Origin of the sequence: Luteimonas deserti (assembly GCF_013425765.1) — a bacterium.
GTDB lineage: Bacteria > Pseudomonadota > Gammaproteobacteria > Xanthomonadales > Xanthomonadaceae > Luteimonas > Luteimonas deserti.
Map to the genome: position 1 here is coordinate 400,555 of NZ_JACCJZ010000013.1, position 18,830 is coordinate 419,384.

Consider the following 18,830-nt stretch of genomic DNA (forward strand, 5'->3'; position numbering starts at 1 on the left):
TCGGGTTCCTCTTTCCTCCTTCGAACGCGAACTTGCCGGCCCACGCGGGCGGGAGCCCTGCATGGGTTCCCGGTTGGCGGCAGCTCGGTGGGTCGGAGGCGTGGGCCGGGCAGGGCGTTGCTTCGAGAACGGAGCGTCCGCGCTGGTGCGCGGCGTGCTTCCGTCCTGTCCAACCCGAGCACGGCAGCGCGCAAGGTTTGGCGAAAGGCGAAGCCGGACCGAAGGATGACCGGCGAAGGCGGGAGTCAGCCCGTCATCGCCGGGCGTGCTCGGGCCGGGCAGTGTCCGTCCGGTCCCCTGCGTGTCCCGGTCGACGCGGCCTGCAGCCCGAGCGCGCTGCGTTCGAACCAGTCCCGCTTTCCGACCCCGCGGTCCTGCGATGCTCGGCTGGCTCCATGGCTCGAACGTGCACACGCAACCGCTCGAACAGGGGCGGACGCAAAGGAACCGGCGACGACGGAATCAAAAGCGAACGCGAGCGCCGAGACCAACGTGAGATGCAAGGCCCGAGCCCCGGCGCGGGCAACCGTGACCACTGCGGCAGCAGAAACCGGAAGACGTATGCGCCGTCACACCCGAAATGGCGGGGCGAGCCCCGACCGCCGGATCGCGGGTCCTCCCGTGCCTTCGCGTTCCACGACATCGACGCCCCTGCAGTCCCGCCTGCGGGGGGGCGACGGATCGAAGATTCGGTCGATCGAGCCGCGATCGGCCGGTCGCCGGGCCGGAGGGCACGGCGTCGAGGTGGGCCGCATTCCGCACGCGCGTCGCCGCCCGGCCGGCCGGGCACGCGCATGAAGCGCTTCGCCCAGCTCTACCGCGAGCTCGACCAGAGCACCGCCACGCTCGACAAGCGCGCGTCGCTGATCCGCTATTTCCGCGAGGCGCCACCGCGCGATGCGGCATGGGCGCTGTATCTGCTCTCGGGCGGCAAGGTGGCCAGCGCCCGCAAGAAGATCGCCAACACCCGCGAGCTGCGGGAGTGGATCGCGGTGGAGTCGGGCACACCGGACTGGCTGGTCGACGACAGCTACGACCAGGTGGGCGACCTGGGCGAGACGCTCGCGCTGCTGCTCGACGATCCCGTCGAAGCATCGCCCGACATCGCGCTGGCGGACTGGATCGAGACGCGTCTGCTGCCCGTCGCGAACAAGGACGTCGAATTGCGCCGGGCCGTCATCGTCGATGCGTGGCGCACGCTGCGCTTCGACGAACGGCTGCTGTTCAACAAGCTGCTCACCGGTGCCCTGCGGGTGGGGGTGTCGCAGCGCCTGGTCCAGCAGGCACTGGCCGAACTGACCGGCATCGACATCGCCCGGCTCGCGCAGCGCATGCTGGGGAGCTGGTCGCCGACGCCGGCGTTCCTGCGCGATCTGCTCACGGTCGAGGAGCTGCCCGGTGATCGCCAGCAGCCGTATCCGTTCTTTCTCGCCTCGCCGCTGGAATCGGCATTGCGGGCCGAGGCCGGGCTGCCCGAGGCCGCTGCGGCGGACGAAGACGAGGCACAGATCCCACCCGACATCGTCGCGCTCGCCAACGACCCCGACGCGGTCGCCCGCGCACTGGGCCCGATCGACGACTGGCTGCTGGAATGGAAGTGGGACGGCATCCGCCTGCAGTTGTTGCGCCGCGACGGCGACGTGGCGCTGTGGTCGCGCGGCGAAGAGCGGCTCGACGGCCGGTTTCCCGAGATCGAGGCGGCCGCTGCCGGTCTGCCCGAGGGCACCGTGCTCGACGGCGAGCTGCTGGCATGGCGCGGTGGCGAGCCTGCGCCGCTGCCGTTCACCGCCCTGCAGACACGGATCCAGCGGCTCAAGCCCGGCCCCAAGACCCTGGCCGACACGCCGGTGCGGCTGCAGGTGTACGACCTGCTCGAGCGCGACGGCGAGGACTGGCGCACCAGGCCCCAGTCGGTACGCCGCGCCGCGCTGGAAGCGCTGCTCGAGGCGCACGACGATCCGCGCATCGTGGCGTCGCCCCGTGTCGATGCGGCGGACTGGCCGGAGGCGGCGTCGCTGCGCGCCCAGGCCCGTGAACGCGGCGTCGAAGGCCTGATGCTCAAGCGCGCCGATGCGCCCTACCAGGCCGGCCGCCGGCGCGGCGACTGGTGGAAGTGGAAGATCGATCCGCTGACCATCGATGCGGTGCTGCTGTACGCGCAGTCCGGGCACGGCCGGCGCAGCACGCTGTATACCGACTACACCTTCGGCCTGTGGGACGGCGACACCCTGGTGCCTGTGGCCAAGGCCTATTCGGGTCTCGACGACAAGGAGATTCTCGCCCTCGACAGCTGGATCCGCGCCCACACCCTCGAACGCTTCGGGCCGGTGCGTTCGGTCACCGCGCATCATGTGTTCGAGCTCGGCTTCGAAGCGGTCAACGTCTCCAGCCGGCACAAGTCCGGCATCGCCGTGCGGTTTCCGCGGATCCTGCGCTGGCGCCGCGACAAGCCGGTGGCCGAAGCCGACCGGCTGGACACGCTGAAGGCCCTGGCGCGATGAGCGCGTGCGATGCGCGCGCATGTGCAGCGGCACTGCCGGATCGCACGGGACGCGGATGCACGCGCGGCGCGCGCATGCGCAGGCGGTGAAGCGCGTGTCTTGCGCACGGGATGCCGCGCCCGGAGACGGCATGGCGGTGAAGCGTCTGCGTGGGCCCGATGCGCCGCTGCGCGCGTGGTTCGACGCCCAGGGATGGACACCGGCGCCGTTCCAGCGCGAAGTGTGGCGCCGTTACCTGGCCGGAGACTCCGGACTGCTGCAGACGCCCACCGGCAGCGGCAAGACCCTGGCCGCCCTGGGTGGGCCGCTGCTGGAAGCCTTGACGCTTCAGGCCGCCGCCGCGCGCATGTCGACAACGCGTCGGGGCGTCAGGCCGGCCGCACCTGCGGATGCAGCCAGCGCGTCGACGCCGCCAGGCGACGATCCGACGCACCACCGGCTGCGCTCGGCGGTCGGTCCCGGCGTCACTGGCGCGCGCGCTTCGGGCGCGAGGCGCGCATCGCCGCCGGCCGGTGCAGTGGCCGGCCGCACCCGCAACGCGCCGCGCGACCTGTCGCTGCTGTGGATCACGCCGCTGCGTGCGCTCGCCGCCGACACGCTGCGCGCGATGCGCACGCCGGTCGCGGCGCTGGGCCTGGACTGGCAGATCGGCCTGCGCACCGGCGACGCCAGCGCCCGCGACAAACGGCTGGCGCGCGAGGGCAAGCTCGATGCGCTGATCACCACCCCCGAATCGCTGTCGCTGCTGCTGTCGTATCCCGATACGGGCCCGAGGCTGGCGACGTTGCGCTGCGTGATCGTCGACGAATGGCACGAGCTGCTCGGCAACAAGCGCGGCGTGCTCCTGCAGCTGGCGCTGGCGCGATTGCGCGCACTGAATCCGCAGCTGCGGATCTGGGGCGTCTCGGCGACGCTCGGCAACCTCGACGAGGCACGCGACGCGTTGCTGCCGCACCTGCACGACGCACCGACCGTGGCCGGCGTCGCGCCGAAGGTGCTGACCATCGACACGTTGTTGCCCGACGAGGACGAGCGTTTTCCGTGGGGCGGCCATCTCGGCCTGGCCCAGCTGCCGCGCGTGCTCGAGCGCCTGATGGCCGAACGCACCAGCCTGCTGTTCTGCAACACCCGTTCGCAGGCCGAGCTGTGGCATCGCGCATTGTCGGCGGTCTGGCCCGAGGCGCCCGAGACACTCGCCCTCCATCACGGGTCGCTGGATCTGAAGTTGCGCGGCGCGGCCGAAGACGGGCTGCGCGACGGCAGCGTGCGTTGCGTCGTGGCGACGTCGAGCCTGGATCTGGGCGTCGATTTTCCCGCGGTCGACCAGGTGCTGCAGATCGGCAGTCCCAAGGGCGTCGCGCGACTGCTGCAGCGCGCCGGTCGCGCCAAGCACCGTCCGGGCGAGGCGGGGCACGTGGTCTGCGTGCCGACGCATGCACTGGAGCTGGTCGAATACGCCGCCGCGCGCGAGGCCGTGGCCCAGGGCAGGATCGAATCGCGCCCGGCGCCGCGGCTCAGCCTCGACGTGCTGGCCCAGCATTGCGTGACACTCGCGCTCGGCGGCGGATTCGATGGTGACGCGCTGCTGGCGGAAGTACGCGGCACTCAGGCCTTCCGTTCGCTGGATCACACGAGCTGGCGCGCCGTGCTCGACTTCATCGTCCAGGGTGGGCAGGCGCTGTCGCACTATCCGGATTTCCGCCGGGTCGAGCACGATGGAGCAGGGCGCTTCGAGGTCACCGACCGGCGCGTGGCGCTGCGGCATCGGTTGTCCATCGGCACGATCACGAGCGACGGTGCGGTGCGGGTGAAACTGCTGCGCGGCGGCGGGCTCGGTTCGGTCGAGGAGAGCTTCGTCGGCCGTATGCGCGCCGGCGACAGATTCCAGTTCGCCGGGCGCACCCTGGAACTGGTGCGGCTGGAGGACATGACCGCCTACGTGCGGGTCGCCAAGGCCGGCACCGGCACCGTGCCCAAGTGGAACGGCGGGCGCATGCCGCTGTCGAGCGCGCTCGCCCACGAGGTGGAACGCGTCTTCGACGGCCCGCGCCTGGCCCCCGAGGTGCGCGCCATCGCCCGGCTGCTCGATCTGCAGCAGCACCTGTCGGCCCTGCCGGCGCCGGACCGCCTGCTGGTCGAATGGGTGCAGGCGCGCGGCGGGCGCCACCTGTTCGTGTTTCCCTTCGCCGGCCGGCATGTCCACGAAGGCCTGGCCGCGCTGCTGTCGCTGCGCTGGGGGCGGCGTGCGCCGAACAGTTTCACCTTCGCGGTTAACGACTACGGACTGGTGCTGTCGCCGGCGCAGGCGGTCGAGATCGACGCCGGCGACGTCGCCGCGCTGCTGACGCCGGAGCGGCTGCTGGAAGACCTGCGCGAGAGCCTCAATCTCGCCGAACTCGCCCGACGCCAGTTCCGCGACATCGCCCGTGTCGCCGGCCTGCTGCCGCCGTCGCTGCCCGGCCGCGCGCCGCGTTCGATGCGCCAGCTGCAGGCCTCGAGCGGTCTGCTGTTCGACGTGCTGCGCCAGCACGATCCAGACCACATGCTGCTGGCCCTGGCCGAGCGCGAGGTCTTCGCCGCGCAGCTCGAAGTGGTGCGCCTTCGCGACACGCTCGAGGACTGCAGCCGACGCACGCTGGATCTGCACCCGATGAACACCTTCACCCCGATGTCGTTTCCGCTGTGGGCCGAGTCATTGCGCGGCCAGCTCAGCACCGAGGACTGGCGCACCCGCGTGCAACGCGCGGCCGCCCAGCTGGAGAAGCGCAATCGTGGTTGAGCCCGCGCTGCCCGGTGCGCTCGACATCCCGCTCGCCGGGGAGACGGTGGTCCTGCTGCCGGACCGCGCGCTGTGGTGGCCGCGGATGTCGCTGCTGGCGATCGCCGATCTGCACCTCGGCAAGGGCGATCATTTCCGCCGCGCCGGCATCGCGCTGCCGCGGGGCGGCACCGCACTCGATCTGCAGCGGCTGGACGCGCTGCTCGACGCCACCCGGGCGGCCCGGCTGCTGGTGCTCGGCGACCTGCTGCATGCGGTGGTGAACGACGCCCCGTGGCGCGCGGCCTGGATTCGATGGCGCGCGGGACGCGCTGCGCTGTCGGTCGAACTCGTCAGCGGCAACCACGATCGCGCCCTGCGCGCGCAGCCGGCGCTGGCCACGACTCTGGGTCTGCACGTCCACGGGCCGTCGCTGGCGTTCGCGCCCTTCGTCTTCGTACACGATCCGGCCGATGCCGCGCCGCCTGCCGGCTATCGTGTGGGCGGGCATCTGCATCCCGTCGTACGCCTGCCCGGCGTCCCCAGGCTGCCCGCCTTCCGCTTCGACGCCGCTGGCGGCGTGCTGCCGGCCTTCACCGCCTTCGCCGGCGGCTGGCGCGTCGATCGCGAGCCGGGTACACGCCTGTTCGCATGCGCGCCGGACGTGGTGGTCGACGTCTCCCGCTGACATTCGCCCGCAGGCTGCACGGCCCGCTGCGGGCCGCTCCGCCGCAGCCGGCCATTGCGGTTAGCATCGGCCTTGGACACGGGAGCTCGGCATGGCAGCTGGATACGGATGGACAGGCGCGTGTGTGAACTGCTGCGCGTGGCTCGGATTGATGGTCGCATGTGCGTCGCCGCTCCCGCTGGACGCGAGCACCGTCACCCCCGCGCCGCCGTTGCTGGGCGGGTATCTGCGCGAGACCCGCATCGTTTATCCGCTGGTGATCGGGGACGGCTGGCGCGCGCAGGATGAAAAGCGCTACGAGCCGCCGGAGATGGGCGTCTCGGTGCGTTACGCCGCCGACTCACGCGAGGGGGCTTGGCTGGATGTCTACTTCTATCCTGCCGGCGAGGTCGGTGCGGCGTTTCTGGATGCGCACATGGCGCAGACCATCGACAATCTGCACGGGGCGGATGGTGCAGTTCACGGGCGGACGCTGCGGTTCGGCGCGATCAGCTCCGACCGCGTCGTGCTGGACGCCGTGGACGACGCGAGCGCGGATGGCGAATTGCGCTCGGCAGCGGGGTCCATGCGCGCGGGCGAGGCGGCCTATCACTCGGCGCTGGCGATCGCGCTGCGCCAGTACTACTTCATCAAGGTGCGCTACACCGTGCCCGAAACCACGGCCTCGCCGGAGTCGGTGCGCACGGATGCCGCCAGGCTGCTCGGCCAGTTGATCGAGCGGGTCGACATCACCAGCACCGGGGCGTGCGGCGCGCCGCTCTCACGCGTCGTCATCGGCGTGGACGAGGCGTTTCCGGATGTCCGCCTGGCCGACGTCACGCGCGACGAGCAGATGCGGGCCGTGCTGACGCCGGACTTCAGGGTCGTGACGCGCGATGCGGGCGATCCTGCGGTGCTGTTGCTGGACACGACCGGCCGGGCGCTGCGCCAGACGCGCTATCCGGGCTGTGCGGGCGAGACCCCGGTGGAGCCGCAGGTGCCCGACGGCCATCGTGAAATCCGCATCGAGTACCGCATGCCCGCGGCACGGCGCGCGGCGTCCGCCGGCCACTGAGGCCGCGATGGCGCCGCGCCCCGTCGCGCTGGCATGATAGGGATCATGGATGGGGCGCGGACGCCGACGCGGCCGCAACAGGGAGCGGGTTCGGGGATGACGGAATTCACCGGCACGGCGTTGGGCTATCCCACGCTCGTCTACAGCATCGTGCTGGCCTTCTGCACGATCTACTGGCTGCTTGCGGCCACCGGCCTCGTGGATCTGGATCTCGAAGGCCTCGATGTCGGCGAGCTCGACCATGCTTCGGGACTGAGCGGCATGCTCGCGCGTATCGGGCTCGACCGTCTGCCGCTGATGCTGGTCGTCACCCTCGTTGCCTTCATCGGCTGGTTTCTGACCTATTTCGTCCACCTGTTCCTGCTCGTCCAGGCTGCGGGCTGGCTGCGCTGGCTGATCGGCACCGGGGTCGCACTGGCAGCGTTCGTTGCCGCCGTCTTCATCGCATCGGCGCTCCTGCGACCGGTGCGTCGCTGGCTGCTGCTGCGCCGCACGCCGGCGCAGCAGTCACTGCTCGGCCGCGTCGGCGTGGTCCGTACTGCGTCGGTATCCGACCGTGCCGGGCTGGCCGACGTCGACGACGGTGGTGCCGGACTGATCCTCCAGGTTCGCGCCGATGGCGGCGTGGCCCTGCAACGCGGTGACCGCGTCGTGCTGGTCGCATTCGATGCGGCCGCACACGCCTGGCGCGTGCTCCCCGAAACCCAGTATCGAACCCTCTGATTCCACGGCCCGCGGCTGCGGGTCTCATGTGCAAGGAGCTGCAATGAGCGTCGCCACGATCGCCCCCTTCCTGATCGGCCTGGGTGTGCTGCTGGTCGCCCTGCTGGGCATCGCGGGCCTGTTCAAGGCCTTCTACAAGAAAGTCGACCAGGGCACCGCGCTGATCGTCAACGACATGAGCGCGCAGCCGAAGGTGCATTTCACAGGTGCGCTGATCATTCCGGTGCTCTACCGCGCCGAACTGATGAAGATCAGCCTGATCACGCTGCAGATCGACCGGCGCGGCAAGGAAGGCCTGATCTGCCGCGACAACATGCGCGCCGACATCGCGGTGGCCTTCTACCTGCGCGTCAACGAAACCCAGGCCGACGTGCTGCGGGTCGCGAAGTCGCTCGGTGCCGATCGCGCGTCCGACAAGCATGCCGTCGACGAACTGTTCAACGCCAAGTTCTCCGAAGCGCTGAAGACGGTCGGCAAGAAGTTCGAGTTCACCGACCTGTTCGAGAAGCGCCAGGAATTCCGCGAGGAGATCATCGCCGTCATCGGCAACGACCTCAACGGCTACGTGCTCGAGGACGTCGCGATCGACTATCTCGAGCAGACCCCCAAGCACGTGCTCGATCCGCACAACATCCTCGACGCCGAGGGCATCCGCAAGATCACCGAGCTCACCGCGACCCAGAATGTGGTCACCAACGAGCTCGAGCAGAACGAGCGGCTGGCGATCACCAAGAAGAACGTCGAGACCCGCGAGGCGACGCTCGCGCTCGAGCGCCAGCAGGCCGAGGCCGAGGCGCGGCAGAAGCGCGAGATCGAGACCATCCAGGCGCGCGAGACCGCGGAAACCCAGAAGGTCCAGGAACAGCAGCGCCAGATGTCGGAGAACGCGCGCATCGAGGCGCAGCAGCTGATCGACATCCGCGAGGAGAACCGCCTGCGCGAGGTCGAGGTGGCGGCGCAGAACCGCCAGCGCGCCGTGGCCATCGAAGCCGAGCGCGTGGAGCGCGCGCGCAAGCTCGAGCAGGTCACGACGGATCGCGAAGTGCAGCTGCAGGGCGTGGAGCGCGACAAGGTGGTCGAGCAGGGCCGCATGGACGTCGCCAACATCACCCGCGAGCGCATTTCCATCGACCGTACCGTCGCGGCCGAGGAAGAGCGCATCAAGGAGCTTCGCGAGGTTTCCGAGGCGGATCGCCTGAAGCAGATCACCATCCTCGATGCCGAGGCCAAGGCCCAGGAATCGATGGTGCGCCAGATCAAGGAAGCCGAGGCCCGCGAGACGGCTGCCCGTCACCGTGCGGTCGAGATCACCACGCTGGCCCAGGCCGAGTTCGATGCGTCCGGCAAGCAGGCCGAGGCCAAGAAGCTGCTGGCCGAGGGCGTGCGCGCCGAGCGCGCCGCGCCGGGCCTCGCCGAGGCACAGGTCAAGGAAGCCGGTGCATCGGCGATCGAGAAGGTCGGCATCGCCGAGGCCCGCGTCGTCGATGCGATGGCCGACGCCAACCTCAAGCAGGGTTCGGCCGAAGCCAAGGTGCTGGCCGAGCAGCTGGCCGCGCGCGCGCAGGGCGAGGAGCAGATGGGCCGCGCCAAGGCGGCCGCGACCGAATCGCTGGGCCTGGCCGAGGCCAGCGTGATCGAGAAGAAGCTGTTCGCCGAGGCGGAGGGCCTGACGAAGAAGTTCGGTGCGATCGACGCGCTCAGCGACACCGCGCGCGGCCACGAGGAGTTCCGCATGACCCTCGACACCAGCCTCAAGCAGGCGCTGGCGGCGTTCGAGGCCGGCAAGGAAGTGTCGAAGGAGAACGCCGAGGTCATCGCCACCGCGCTGCGCAATGCCGACATCGATCTGATCGGCGGCGACGGCGGCATGTTCGAGAATGTGGTCAAGGCGGTCTCGCTGGGCCGGTCCATCGAGGGCATGACCGAGAAGAGCCCGATCCTGCAAGGCCTGCTGCAGCGGTATCTCGGCGTCGGCGAGGGAGCCGCCGGGACGCCGCCGGTCACCGTGGTGCCGGCGGACAGCGTCGGCGCGACGCCCCTCGCGCAGCGCCGCATCGTCGAGGGCGACCCTGCCTGAGGTGTCGTTTGCGGCCCTGGCCGCCATCGTGAACGTGGGCATCCCATGAAGGGATGCCCGCGTGTATCCGGATCGTGACCCAATGACCGAACAGACCCAGGACGCGTCGACCGGCGCCGACCAGCTCGATCTCGCCGTGGCGCGCGGCGGCGCCTACGAGGTGTTGCGCCGCCGGCTGCTGGAACAGGGCGCGCGGCTGCGTGCGCTCGCCGAAGGCCTCAACGCACGGCGGCTGGCCGAGTTCGGCGACAGCCGTCTCGAGGTGATCGGGCGCTTCCGCGTCCGCACCGAGAACAACTGTGTCGGGCGCGATGTCGTCCAGATTCCCGGCGACCATGTGTTGTTCGGCTACAACGTCTTCATCGGGCTCAAGAGCCAGACCCGGATCGAGGACGTGTTCGGCCTCTACCGTCTGGTCGAGGCCGAGGGCGGCTACGACGTGGTGCCGGTCGCTCCCGTGGGCACGTTCCTCGACCAGCCCGGGTTCGTACGCGACTTCACCGAGCTCTACGCGTACTACAAGCACGCCCGCCTGCTGCAGCTGATCGTCCGGGATGACCATCTCCTGGCGGCATTCCAGATCGGTGAGCGCAGCACCGATGTGCGCGTGTTCCGCTGGTCGATCAGCAACAGCGGAGAACTGACCTATCTCGATTCGCGCGGCGAGCGCGATATCGCACTGCCGCCCCCATTCGATTTCGAGTGGACGCGCGCCACCCGCGAACTCGCGGTCGATGGCCGCCATCCGCATCTCAACATCCTGGACACGCTGTTCGTCGACACCACCGGCGGCGATCTCACCGTGAAGGTCGAGAACAACACCGAGACCGGAGCCGGCATCTTCGACGAGGCGGTGGAGGACCGGACCCAGTCGATCGACGATGCGACGTTCGATTTCGCGCGCGTCGGCTCGCTGATCCTGCTCAAGGTGCTGCCCTATCGCGAACAGCAATGGCGCGGGCTGATCTACAACACGATCACCGGCAGGATCGTCCGCAACGACGCCATCGTGCAGGCCTGTGTCCAGCTGCCCGAGGACCACGGCATCATCTTCCCCGGCGGCTACTACCTGCAGAACGGGGACCATCGCGCGTTCGACGCGCAGATGGACGGCATGCAGTTCAAGCGTTCGATCCGCTCGCCCAACGGCGAGGACGTGATGTACATCTTCTACGACCGCGCCGGCGGGCGGTCGGCGCTGTTCGTCTACAACATGATCCAGCGGGCGCTGCAGAACCCGGTTTTCGGCCACGGCTACGCTCTGCTGCACGACGGCCGCATGGTGCTGTTCCATGCCGAGGGCGACGCGCCGACACGCGTGCACCCGATGCAGGTCTGGCAGACGCCGTTCACCAGCGACGAATTCGCCGCCCGTGCACCGGCCGGCAGCAGCTTCATGGGCCGCATCGGCAACCCCGAGCTGGTGCGTGGCATCTCCAACCTGATGGACCTCGCGCGTACGATCGACGGCCGCGAGGTGTCGCTGCAGCGTTACCAGCTGCTGGTCCACGACAGCCGTCGCATGTTCGACGCGCACCACTGGCTCGACGACCCGGGCAGCGACGGGGCAGGCGGGCTGCTGCACGAGATCGCCGCGACCGGCGAATCGGTCCTCGACGAGTACGAGAAGGTGGAGGGGATCCGGCGCCAGTCGGAGACGGCCATGCGCGAGGCGGAGGCCGCGCACAGGATCCTGCTCGGGCGCCTGCAGCCGGAGGCCTGGAACCGGATCGAGGAGTTCGTCGAGGCACTGGGCGAGATCGCGCGGCAACGGGGCCATCTGCTGACCATCCGGGACCTGCGCTACGTCGACACGGTGTCCATCGATGCGATGGGCGAGGCACTGCAGGCTGCGCAGGAACGCGTGGGCGCCGCCACCGGCGCCTTCCTCGCGGGTGAGCGTGCCCTGCAGCCCTTCTCCGAACGCCTGCAGACGCTCGATGCCGAGGCGCAGGCGGCGACGACCGCAAAGGCGCTCGCCGGCTCGATCGCGCAGTTGCAGGTGCTGTCGGCCGATCTGGACATGCTGTCGGAGTTGATGGCGACCTTGAAGGTCGACGATGCCACCGAGCGCACGCGCGTCGTCGACGCGCTGTCCGGCCTGTATGCACGGCTCAACCAGATCCGCGCACGCGCCGACCAGCGCCGACGCACGCTGGGTTCGGTCGAAGCCGTCGCACAGTTCGGGGCCCAGTTCGCGCTCTTCGGCCAGGCGATCGCCGGCGCGTTGGCGCTCGCGACCGACCCCGAACGTTCGGACGAGCAATTGTCCCGGCTGATGGTGCAGCTGGAGGAACTCGAGGGACAGTTCGGCGAGCACGGGCAGTTCCTGGTCGACATCCTCGCGAAGCGGGAAGAGCTGCTCGAAACGTTCGAGGCGCACAAGCAGTCGCTGCTCGATGCGCGCCAGCGCAAGGCGCAGTCGGTGTTCGACGCCGCCGCGCGGATTCTCGAAGGCCTGCCGCGGCGCACCGAGCGCTTCGAGACCGCCGACGAACTCAACGCCTTCTTCGCCGGCGATGCGCTGATCCTCAAGCTGCGCGAGCTCGCCACGCGGCTGCGCGACCACCGCGACACGGTCAAGGCCGACGACGTCGAGGCGCGCCTGAAGGCCGTGCGCGACCAGGCGGTACGCAGCCTGCGCGATCGCAGCGACCTGTTCGAAGGCGGCGGTCAGGTGATCCGGCTGGGGCCTCGGCACCGCTTCAGCGTCAACACCCAGCCGCTGGACCTGACGATCCTGCCGCGCGGCGACGGGCTGTCGATCCATCTCACCGGCACCGATTTCTACGCGCCGATCGACGATCCCGAACTGGACTCGCTGCGCGCCTTCTGGCAGGTGACCCTGGATTCGGAATCACTGGACATCACCCGCGCCGAATATCTCGCGGGGCTCGTGCTGCGGGCCGCGGTGGACGGCTGCGAGGGGCTCGATCTCGACCGGCTGCGCCGCGAGCTGTCCGAGCCCGACGCGCTGGAGCGCAGCGTGCGCGCGTTCGCCGCGCCGCGCTACCGCGAGGGCTACGAAAAGGGCATCCACGACCACGATGCCGCGTTGATCCTGCGCGAACTTCTGCCCCTGCACGCCAAGGCCGGCCCGCTGGCGAGACCACCGGCCGCGCGCGCGCTGGCGCTTGCGTTCTGGGCCTTCGGCCGCGCCGGCACCGCCGCCGACCGTTGGCCCGAACGCACCGCCGGGGCGCGTGCGATCCGGCAGCTGTTCGCGTCCGATGCTGGCCTCGACGCACTGCGCGCCGAGATGTCCGCCACGCTGAAGGGGTTCGTCGCTGCCGCGGATCTGCCGGTGGACGATGCGCTCGCGCCGGTCGCGGCCGACTATCTGCTCGACGAGCTGCGCGAGGGCGCACCCACATTCGGCATCAGCCATTACGCGCGCGACCTGCGCGCGGCGCTGGACCAGGCACTGGACAGCGCCGGCCTGCGCGCCGACGTGGAGCGTGCGCTGGCCGATGGGACGAGCTCGCTGGCTCAGCGCTGGTCGCTCGCTGCGCAATGGCTCGGCGCTCTGGGCGAGAGCGAAACCCACGCGGCCCTGGCCGGCTACGTGCCCGAAGCCATCGTGCTGCTGCTCGCGGCCGATTCACTGCCGCATGCGGTGCGCGAGGTCGCTCTGATCACCACCGTCGACGGCCTCCTCGGGGAACATCCGAGAGTGCACGAGGGACGCCTGCAGCTCTCACTCGACGGCTTCCTGCAACGCTTCGACGAACACCGCCTGCAGTTCGTCCCGGCATTCCATCGCTACCAGGCGGTACGCCAGCGCATCGCCGCGAGGGAGCGCGACAGCTTGCGCCTGTCGGAGTTCAAGGCGCAGCCGCTGACGTCGTTCGTGCGCAACAAACTGATCGACGAGGTCTACCTGCCGCTGATCGGCGACAACCTCGCCAAGCAGATGGGCACGGTCGGTGAGGACAAGCGCAGCGACCTGATGGGCCTGCTGATGCTGATCAGCCCGCCCGGCTACGGCAAGACGACGCTCATGGAGTACGTCGCCAGCCGGCTGGGTCTGGTCTTCATGAAGATCAACGGCCCGGCGCTCGGCCACGAGGTGCGCTCGATCGATCCGGCGCAGGCACCGGATGCGACCTCTCGCCAGGAACTGGAGAAGCTCAACCTCGCGCTGGAGATGGGCAGCAACACGATGCTGTACGTCGACGACATCCAGCACACGCACCCCGAGTTCCTGCAGAAGTTCATCTCGCTGTGCGACGGCACGCGTCGTATCGAGGGCGTGTGGCAGGGGCGCACCAAGACCTACGACATGCGCGGGAGGAAGTTCTGCGTGGTCATGGCCGGCAACCCGTACACCGAGACCGGGGAGGTGTTCAAGATTCCGGACATGCTCGCCAACCGCGCCGACATCTACAACCTCGGCGACGTGCTCGGCGGCATGGAGGCGTCGTTCAAGCTCAGCTATATCGAGAACAGCCTGACTTCCAATCCGGTGCTCGCACCGCTGGCGACGCGCGACATGAAGGACCTCTATCTGCTCGCCGAACGTGCGGCCGGCAAGGAGGTCTCGACCAACGACCTCTCGCACACCTACAGCGGCGCCGAAGTCAACGAACTCACCGCGACACTGCAGCGCCTGTTGCAGGTCAGCGAGATCGTCTACCGCGTCAACCAGCAGTACATCGCCAGCGCCGCCCAGGCGGACCGATACCGCACGGAGCCGGCGTTCCGCCTGCAGGGCAGCTACCGAAACATGAACAAGCTGGCCGAAAAGATCTCGCCGGTGATGAATGCCGCGGAGCTCCAACAGCTGCTCGACGACCACTACATGGGCGAGTCGCAACTGCTGACGACAGGCGCCGAAGAGAATCTGCTCAAGCTGGCCGAGCTGCGCGGGACGCTCGACGGTGCCGGGGCTGCGCGCTGGGCGCAGATCAAGCGCGACTTCATGCGCGACAAGGCGATGGGTGGCGAGGATGCCGACACCGGCGCCCGCGTGGTCGCGCAGCTGGCCGACATCGCCGCGGGCCTGCAATCGATGGGGCGCACCGGCGATCCGCCGTCTGCAGCTGCGCCCTGGGATGAGCTGCTGGCCGCCCTGCGCGACCTGCGGGCCGTTGCCTCGCCACCCACCGCCGGTATGCCCGCCGCACCGAATGCGGCAGATGCTGCAGACATGCTCGCGCGCGGCTTGCGATCCGCGCTGGACGAGGCCGCGGCGCCGCTGCTCGTGCAGCTCGGAGAATCGGTGGCGGGGCAGGCTGCGCTCAACGCCGCGCTCGCAGAACTCGCGCAGTGGCTGCGAACCCGGGATGCGACGCTCGACGATGCGACGCCCGCACGTCGACGCGAGCGCACGCCTGCCGAGCGCCGACTGGATGCCGCGCTCCAGCGCCTGGGCGCGGCCGAGCCCCAGCGAGGTCCGCGGGATTGATGGCGACCGGTGCCGACGACGTGCCGGAGGATGCAGCCGGCATCACCGCCTACGCCGAAGCCATCGTCACCGAGCTGGCCGCGCTCGACGCCGCGCCTGCGCCGGATGCCGCGCCGGCCGCGACGCTCGTTGCCGCGTTGGCTGCTTTGCACACGGCGATGCGTGCGGTGCTGCCCGGCCGACAACGGGCGCGCCCCGGTCTGTTCGACCGCCTGCTCGGGCGCGACGTGGTCGACCAGCACGACGCCGACGCACTCGGCGCACGCATGGGTGTGCTGTTGGTCGACGTCGATCGCGCCGCCGCCGAACTGCGCGCCGAGACCGCGGCCTGGCGCGAGCGTGCCGCCGCTGCCGGCCCCGCACTCGCGCGACTGGAACAGGCTGCGGCCGCGCTGCGCGCCGCCCAGATGGAAGGCGGTATCTCATGCGATCTTCGGCTGCGACGCGCGCAGCACCTCGACACCGTGCGCCACGCCCACGCCTTGTCCGCACGCCAGCGGCAGCTGGTGGTCGCGCAGCAGGAGACCCTGCTCGAGCGCTACCGCAACATCCGCGACATCCTGCTGCCGCTGTGGCGGCAGCGCGCCGACGGCGCGCAGGCGGCGCGGGGCGTCGCCCGCGCGGTGACCGCTGCCGAGATCGAGGCGGACATCGCCCATGAAGTCGATGCAATGACCGCTACACTCGCCACACGCGCGCCCGACCGCGCCGGCCCCAAGGAGACCGAGGCATGACCCACGACACCGCTTATCCCACGCACGTGCCGTCGGCGACGCCGGTGACCGACGATGCCGCGCTCCAGTCGCTGGGCCTGGTGCCCGCCGATCGCGCCGATATCGAGGTCGTCGGTCGCAGTCTGGAGGACATCACGCCCGGCAACCTGCACGTGTTCGGCCGTGACGCGGCGAGCAAAACCGCCGCGTTCTCGAGTCAGCTGCTCGACCAGGTGCGCAACAGCGATCTCGACGCGACCGGCGAGAAGCTGGGTGAAGTCGTGCGGATCGCGCGTTCGCTCGATCTCGGCAGCTTCGCCGGTCGCTCCAAGGTGCCGCTGCTCGGACGCCTGATCGACAAGATGCGCGCCGGCCGCGACGAACTGGTGCAGACCTTCAGCAGCACCAACCAGCAGATCGAGCGGCTGATGGGTGACGTCGGCCGTCAGCAGGATCTGCTGACGCGCCGCATCTCCGACTTCGATCGCATGCACGACGTGGTGCTCGAGGAGCGGCGCGCGCTGGGTGTGCACGTGGTCGCGGGGCGCGAACGCCTGGCCCGTCTCGCTGCCGAACAGACGACGCTCGCCGGCGCGGAAGACCCGCAATCGCGCACGCGCCGCGCCGAAATCGAGAATGCCATCCGCCTGCTCGACAAGCGTGTCGGCGATCTGCTGGTGATGCAGCACGCCGCCGACCAGTCGCTGCCAATGATCCGGCTGATCCAGGCCAATGCGATCCAGCTGGTGGAGAAGTTCAACACCGTCCGCAACATCACGATTCCCTCGTGGAAGCGGCAGTTCGCGATCCAGCTGTCGCTGGGCGAGCAGAAGAATGCGGTGGAACTGTCGAACGCCATCGACGACGCGACCAACGAACTGATGCGCAGCAATGCCGACCTGCTGCGTCAGACCTCGGTCGAGACCGCGAAGGCCAACCAGCGCGCCGTCATCGATATCGGCACGCTGCGCCATGTGCACGAGCAGCTGATCCAGACGGTCGAGGAAGTCCGCAGCATCCATCGCGACGGTATGCAGCAGCGCCGCGAAGCCGAAGGCGAACTCGCGCGCCTGCGCGACGACGTGCAGAAGCGGTTGGCGGCGCCGACGGACGGCGTCTGAAACGGTCACCGGGCTGACGACGCGGGCATTCGGAATGTCTGCCGGGAATCGTCCACCTCGTCCGACCCGCCGCGTCCGTGCCACATCCTGTGTAGGAGCGTGCTTGCGCGCGAGGACGCTGTCCCGGTAACGCTCGTTCGCGCGAGAGCGAACTCCCTACGAACGAGCGGCAGGTCAGCTTGCTCCAGACGTGTGGGTCGCCCGACAACCGGCGACGTGTTCCGGATTCATGACCGGCACGCCGCCACGAGTGGGTCCGACCCGGCCCGTCCGCGCCACATCCGGTGTAGAAGCGCGCTTGCGCGCGAAGGCGCAGTCCCGGTAGAGCGCGTTCGCGCGCGAGCGCGCTCCTACGGGGAGCTCCAGGTCAGCGCGCGCTGTACGCGTGCACTTCGTCGACCAGCACGCGTACGTGATCGGGGTTCATGTCCGGCGACATGCCGTGGCCGAGGTTGAAGACATGGCCGTCGCGCGAGCCGCCGTTGCCTTCGCGGTAGCTGTCAAGGGCATGACGCACCTGTGCGCGGATCGCATCGGGTGCGCCGTAGAGCGTGGTCGGTTCGAGATTGCCCTGCAGCGCGACGCGGCCCTCGGTACGACGCGCGGCATCGCCGAGTTCGATGAGCCAGTCGACGCCGACACCCTCCGCGCCGGAGCGCGAGAGGTCGTCGAGATAGGCGGCATTGCCCTTGCCGAACAGGATCAGCGGGGTGCGCTCGGCGCCGTCGCCGCGTTGCAGTTCCCGGGCGATGCGGGTCAGGTAAGGCAGCGAGAATTCACGGTACATCGCCGGGCTCAGCACGCCGCCCCAGGTATCGAACACCTGCAGTGCCTGCGCGCCAGCCGCGCGCTGCGCGGCGAGGTAGGCGATGACTGCGTCGGTGTTGACCGACAGCAGCGCGTGCAGCGCCTTCGGATCATTGAGCGCCATCGCCTTGATGCGCGCGAAATCCTTGCTGCCGCCGCCTTCGACCATGTAGCAGGCCAGCGTCCACGGGCTGCCGGAAAACCCGATCAGCGGGACGCGGCCGTCGAGCTCGCGGCGGATCACCCGCACCGCGTCCATGACGTAACGCAGTTCCGTCTCCATATCCGGCACGCCGAGCTTCTCGATACTCGCGGCATCACGCACCGGATGGCGGAACTTCGGGCCTTCGCCCTCGACGAAGTACAGCTCCAGGCCCATCGCGTCGGGGATGGTCAGGATGTCGGAGAACAGGATGGCCGCGTCGAGGTCGAAGCGCGCCAGCGGCTGCAGCGTGACCTCGCAGGCGAGATCGGGATTCTTCGCCATCGCCAGGAAACTGCCCGCCTGCTTGCGTGTCGCGCGGTACTCCGGCAGGTAACGACCGGCCTGGCGCATCAGCCAGACCGGCGTGCGGTCGACGGGTTCGCGGCGGAGCGCGCGGAGAAAGCGGTCGTTCTTGAGGGCGGCGGACATCGGGACTGGAATTCCTGGTGGATTCGAAAGGGCGTGCTCAGGCCGGCGCGTCGCTGCCGCGGGCGAACATCAGCTGGAAGCCGCGCTTGAGCTGCGCGTCGCGTGCGGCTTCGAGTGCCTTGAGTGCGCTGGGCTGGTCGAGGAACTGGTCGCGCCGCAGGGAGCTGCGGCCGCCGACCTGGCCGGTTTCGCGCAGCAGGGTCCAGCCGCCCAGCAGATCGGGCTGCAGGGTCAATTGCACGAAGCGCGGGGATTCGTGGCCGTCGGGACGTTGTTGCAGGAACAGGCGCATTGCGGTCGATTGTACGGCCGGCCCCGCCGCGACGCCGCACGTAACATGGCGCTCC

At 69.6% G+C, this 18,830-nt stretch carries 11 protein-coding genes; 9 read left to right on the top strand and 2 right to left on the bottom strand.

Annotated features, from left to right (window positions below; translation table 11 throughout):
• Positions 1-794 precede the first annotated feature (794 nt).
• The 9 genes from H0E82_RS07035 (at position 795) to H0E82_RS07075 (ending at position 17,042) form a co-directional block, all read left to right on the top strand.
• On the top strand, positions 795-2,501 hold the full coding sequence (locus tag H0E82_RS07035; protein WP_180544729.1) for a cisplatin damage response ATP-dependent DNA ligase: 1,707 nt from the start codon (positions 795-797) through the stop codon (positions 2,499-2,501).
• A 130-nt stretch (positions 2,502-2,631) separates the two neighbouring features.
• Positions 2,632-5,280 carry a ligase-associated DNA damage response DEXH box helicase gene (locus tag H0E82_RS07040; protein ID WP_180544730.1) on the top strand — a complete coding sequence of 883 codons (2,649 nt, stop codon included), beginning with the start codon at positions 2,632-2,634 and terminating at the stop codon, positions 5,278-5,280.
• Positions 5,273-5,947, top strand: a complete 675-nt coding sequence (pdeM, locus tag H0E82_RS07045; RefSeq protein ID WP_328796971.1) for a ligase-associated DNA damage response endonuclease PdeM — start codon at positions 5,273-5,275, stop codon at positions 5,945-5,947. The genes H0E82_RS07040 and pdeM overlap by 8 nt, the downstream gene beginning before the upstream one ends.
• Before the next feature lie 151 nt (positions 5,948-6,098).
• A complete protein-coding gene (locus H0E82_RS07050; RefSeq protein ID WP_180544731.1) occupies positions 6,099-7,001 on the top strand; it encodes a hypothetical protein in 903 nt (300 codons plus the stop codon).
• 96 nt (positions 7,002-7,097) lie between these two features.
• Positions 7,098-7,724 (top strand): hypothetical protein, encoded by a 627-nt coding sequence (locus tag H0E82_RS07055; protein WP_180544732.1) that lies wholly within the window; start codon positions 7,098-7,100, stop codon positions 7,722-7,724.
• Positions 7,725-7,767: 43 nt separating this feature from the next.
• Positions 7,768-9,801 (top strand): flotillin family protein, encoded by a 2,034-nt coding sequence (locus H0E82_RS07060; RefSeq protein ID WP_180544733.1) that lies wholly within the window; start codon positions 7,768-7,770, stop codon positions 9,799-9,801.
• An 82-nt stretch (positions 9,802-9,883) separates the two neighbouring features.
• Positions 9,884-15,208 (top strand): DNA repair ATPase, encoded by a 5,325-nt coding sequence (locus tag H0E82_RS07065; RefSeq protein WP_180544734.1) that lies wholly within the window; start codon positions 9,884-9,886, stop codon positions 15,206-15,208.
• Positions 15,208-15,942, top strand: coding sequence for a hypothetical protein (locus tag H0E82_RS07070; protein WP_180544735.1), 735 nt, complete (start codon positions 15,208-15,210; stop codon positions 15,940-15,942). The genes H0E82_RS07065 and H0E82_RS07070 overlap by 1 nt, the downstream gene beginning before the upstream one ends.
• Positions 15,939-17,042, top strand: a complete 1,104-nt coding sequence (locus H0E82_RS07075; protein WP_180544736.1) for a toxic anion resistance protein — start codon at positions 15,939-15,941, stop codon at positions 17,040-17,042. Before H0E82_RS07070 ends, H0E82_RS07075 begins: the two co-directional genes overlap by 4 nt.
• Before the next feature lie 367 nt (positions 17,043-17,409).
• Here H0E82_RS07075 and hemE read toward each other — a convergent pair whose 3' ends face one another.
• Positions 17,410-18,483: a uroporphyrinogen decarboxylase gene (gene hemE, locus H0E82_RS07080; RefSeq protein ID WP_180544737.1), complete on the bottom strand. Its 1,074-nt coding sequence runs from the start codon at positions 18,481-18,483 to the stop codon at positions 17,410-17,412.
• A 37-nt stretch (positions 18,484-18,520) separates the two neighbouring features.
• Complete coding sequence (locus H0E82_RS07085; protein ID WP_180544738.1) at positions 18,521-18,775, bottom strand: WGR domain-containing protein; 255 nt, start codon at positions 18,773-18,775, stop codon at positions 18,521-18,523.
• Positions 18,776-18,830: the final 55 nt, after the last annotated feature.

Coding starts and splice junctions, on each gene's coding strand:
- H0E82_RS07035 (WP_180544729.1), top strand. CDS start 795: ATGAAGCGCTTCGCCCAGCTCTACCGCGAGCTCGACCAGAGCACCGCC.
- H0E82_RS07040 (WP_180544730.1), top strand. CDS start 2,632: ATGGCGGTGAAGCGTCTGCGTGGGCCCGATGCGCCGCTGCGCGCGTGG.
- H0E82_RS07050 (WP_180544731.1), top strand. CDS start 6,099: ATGGTCGCATGTGCGTCGCCGCTCCCGCTGGACGCGAGCACCGTCACC.
- H0E82_RS07055 (WP_180544732.1), top strand. CDS start 7,098: ATGACGGAATTCACCGGCACGGCGTTGGGCTATCCCACGCTCGTCTAC.
- H0E82_RS07060 (WP_180544733.1), top strand. CDS start 7,768: ATGAGCGTCGCCACGATCGCCCCCTTCCTGATCGGCCTGGGTGTGCTG.
- H0E82_RS07065 (WP_180544734.1), top strand. CDS start 9,884: ATGACCGAACAGACCCAGGACGCGTCGACCGGCGCCGACCAGCTCGAT.
- H0E82_RS07070 (WP_180544735.1), top strand. CDS start 15,208: ATGGCGACCGGTGCCGACGACGTGCCGGAGGATGCAGCCGGCATCACC.
- H0E82_RS07075 (WP_180544736.1), top strand. CDS start 15,939: ATGACCCACGACACCGCTTATCCCACGCACGTGCCGTCGGCGACGCCG.
- hemE (WP_180544737.1), bottom strand. CDS start 18,483: ATGTCCGCCGCCCTCAAGAACGACCGCTTTCTCCGCGCGCTCCGCCGC.
- H0E82_RS07085 (WP_180544738.1), bottom strand. CDS start 18,775: ATGCGCCTGTTCCTGCAACAACGTCCCGACGGCCACGAATCCCCGCGC.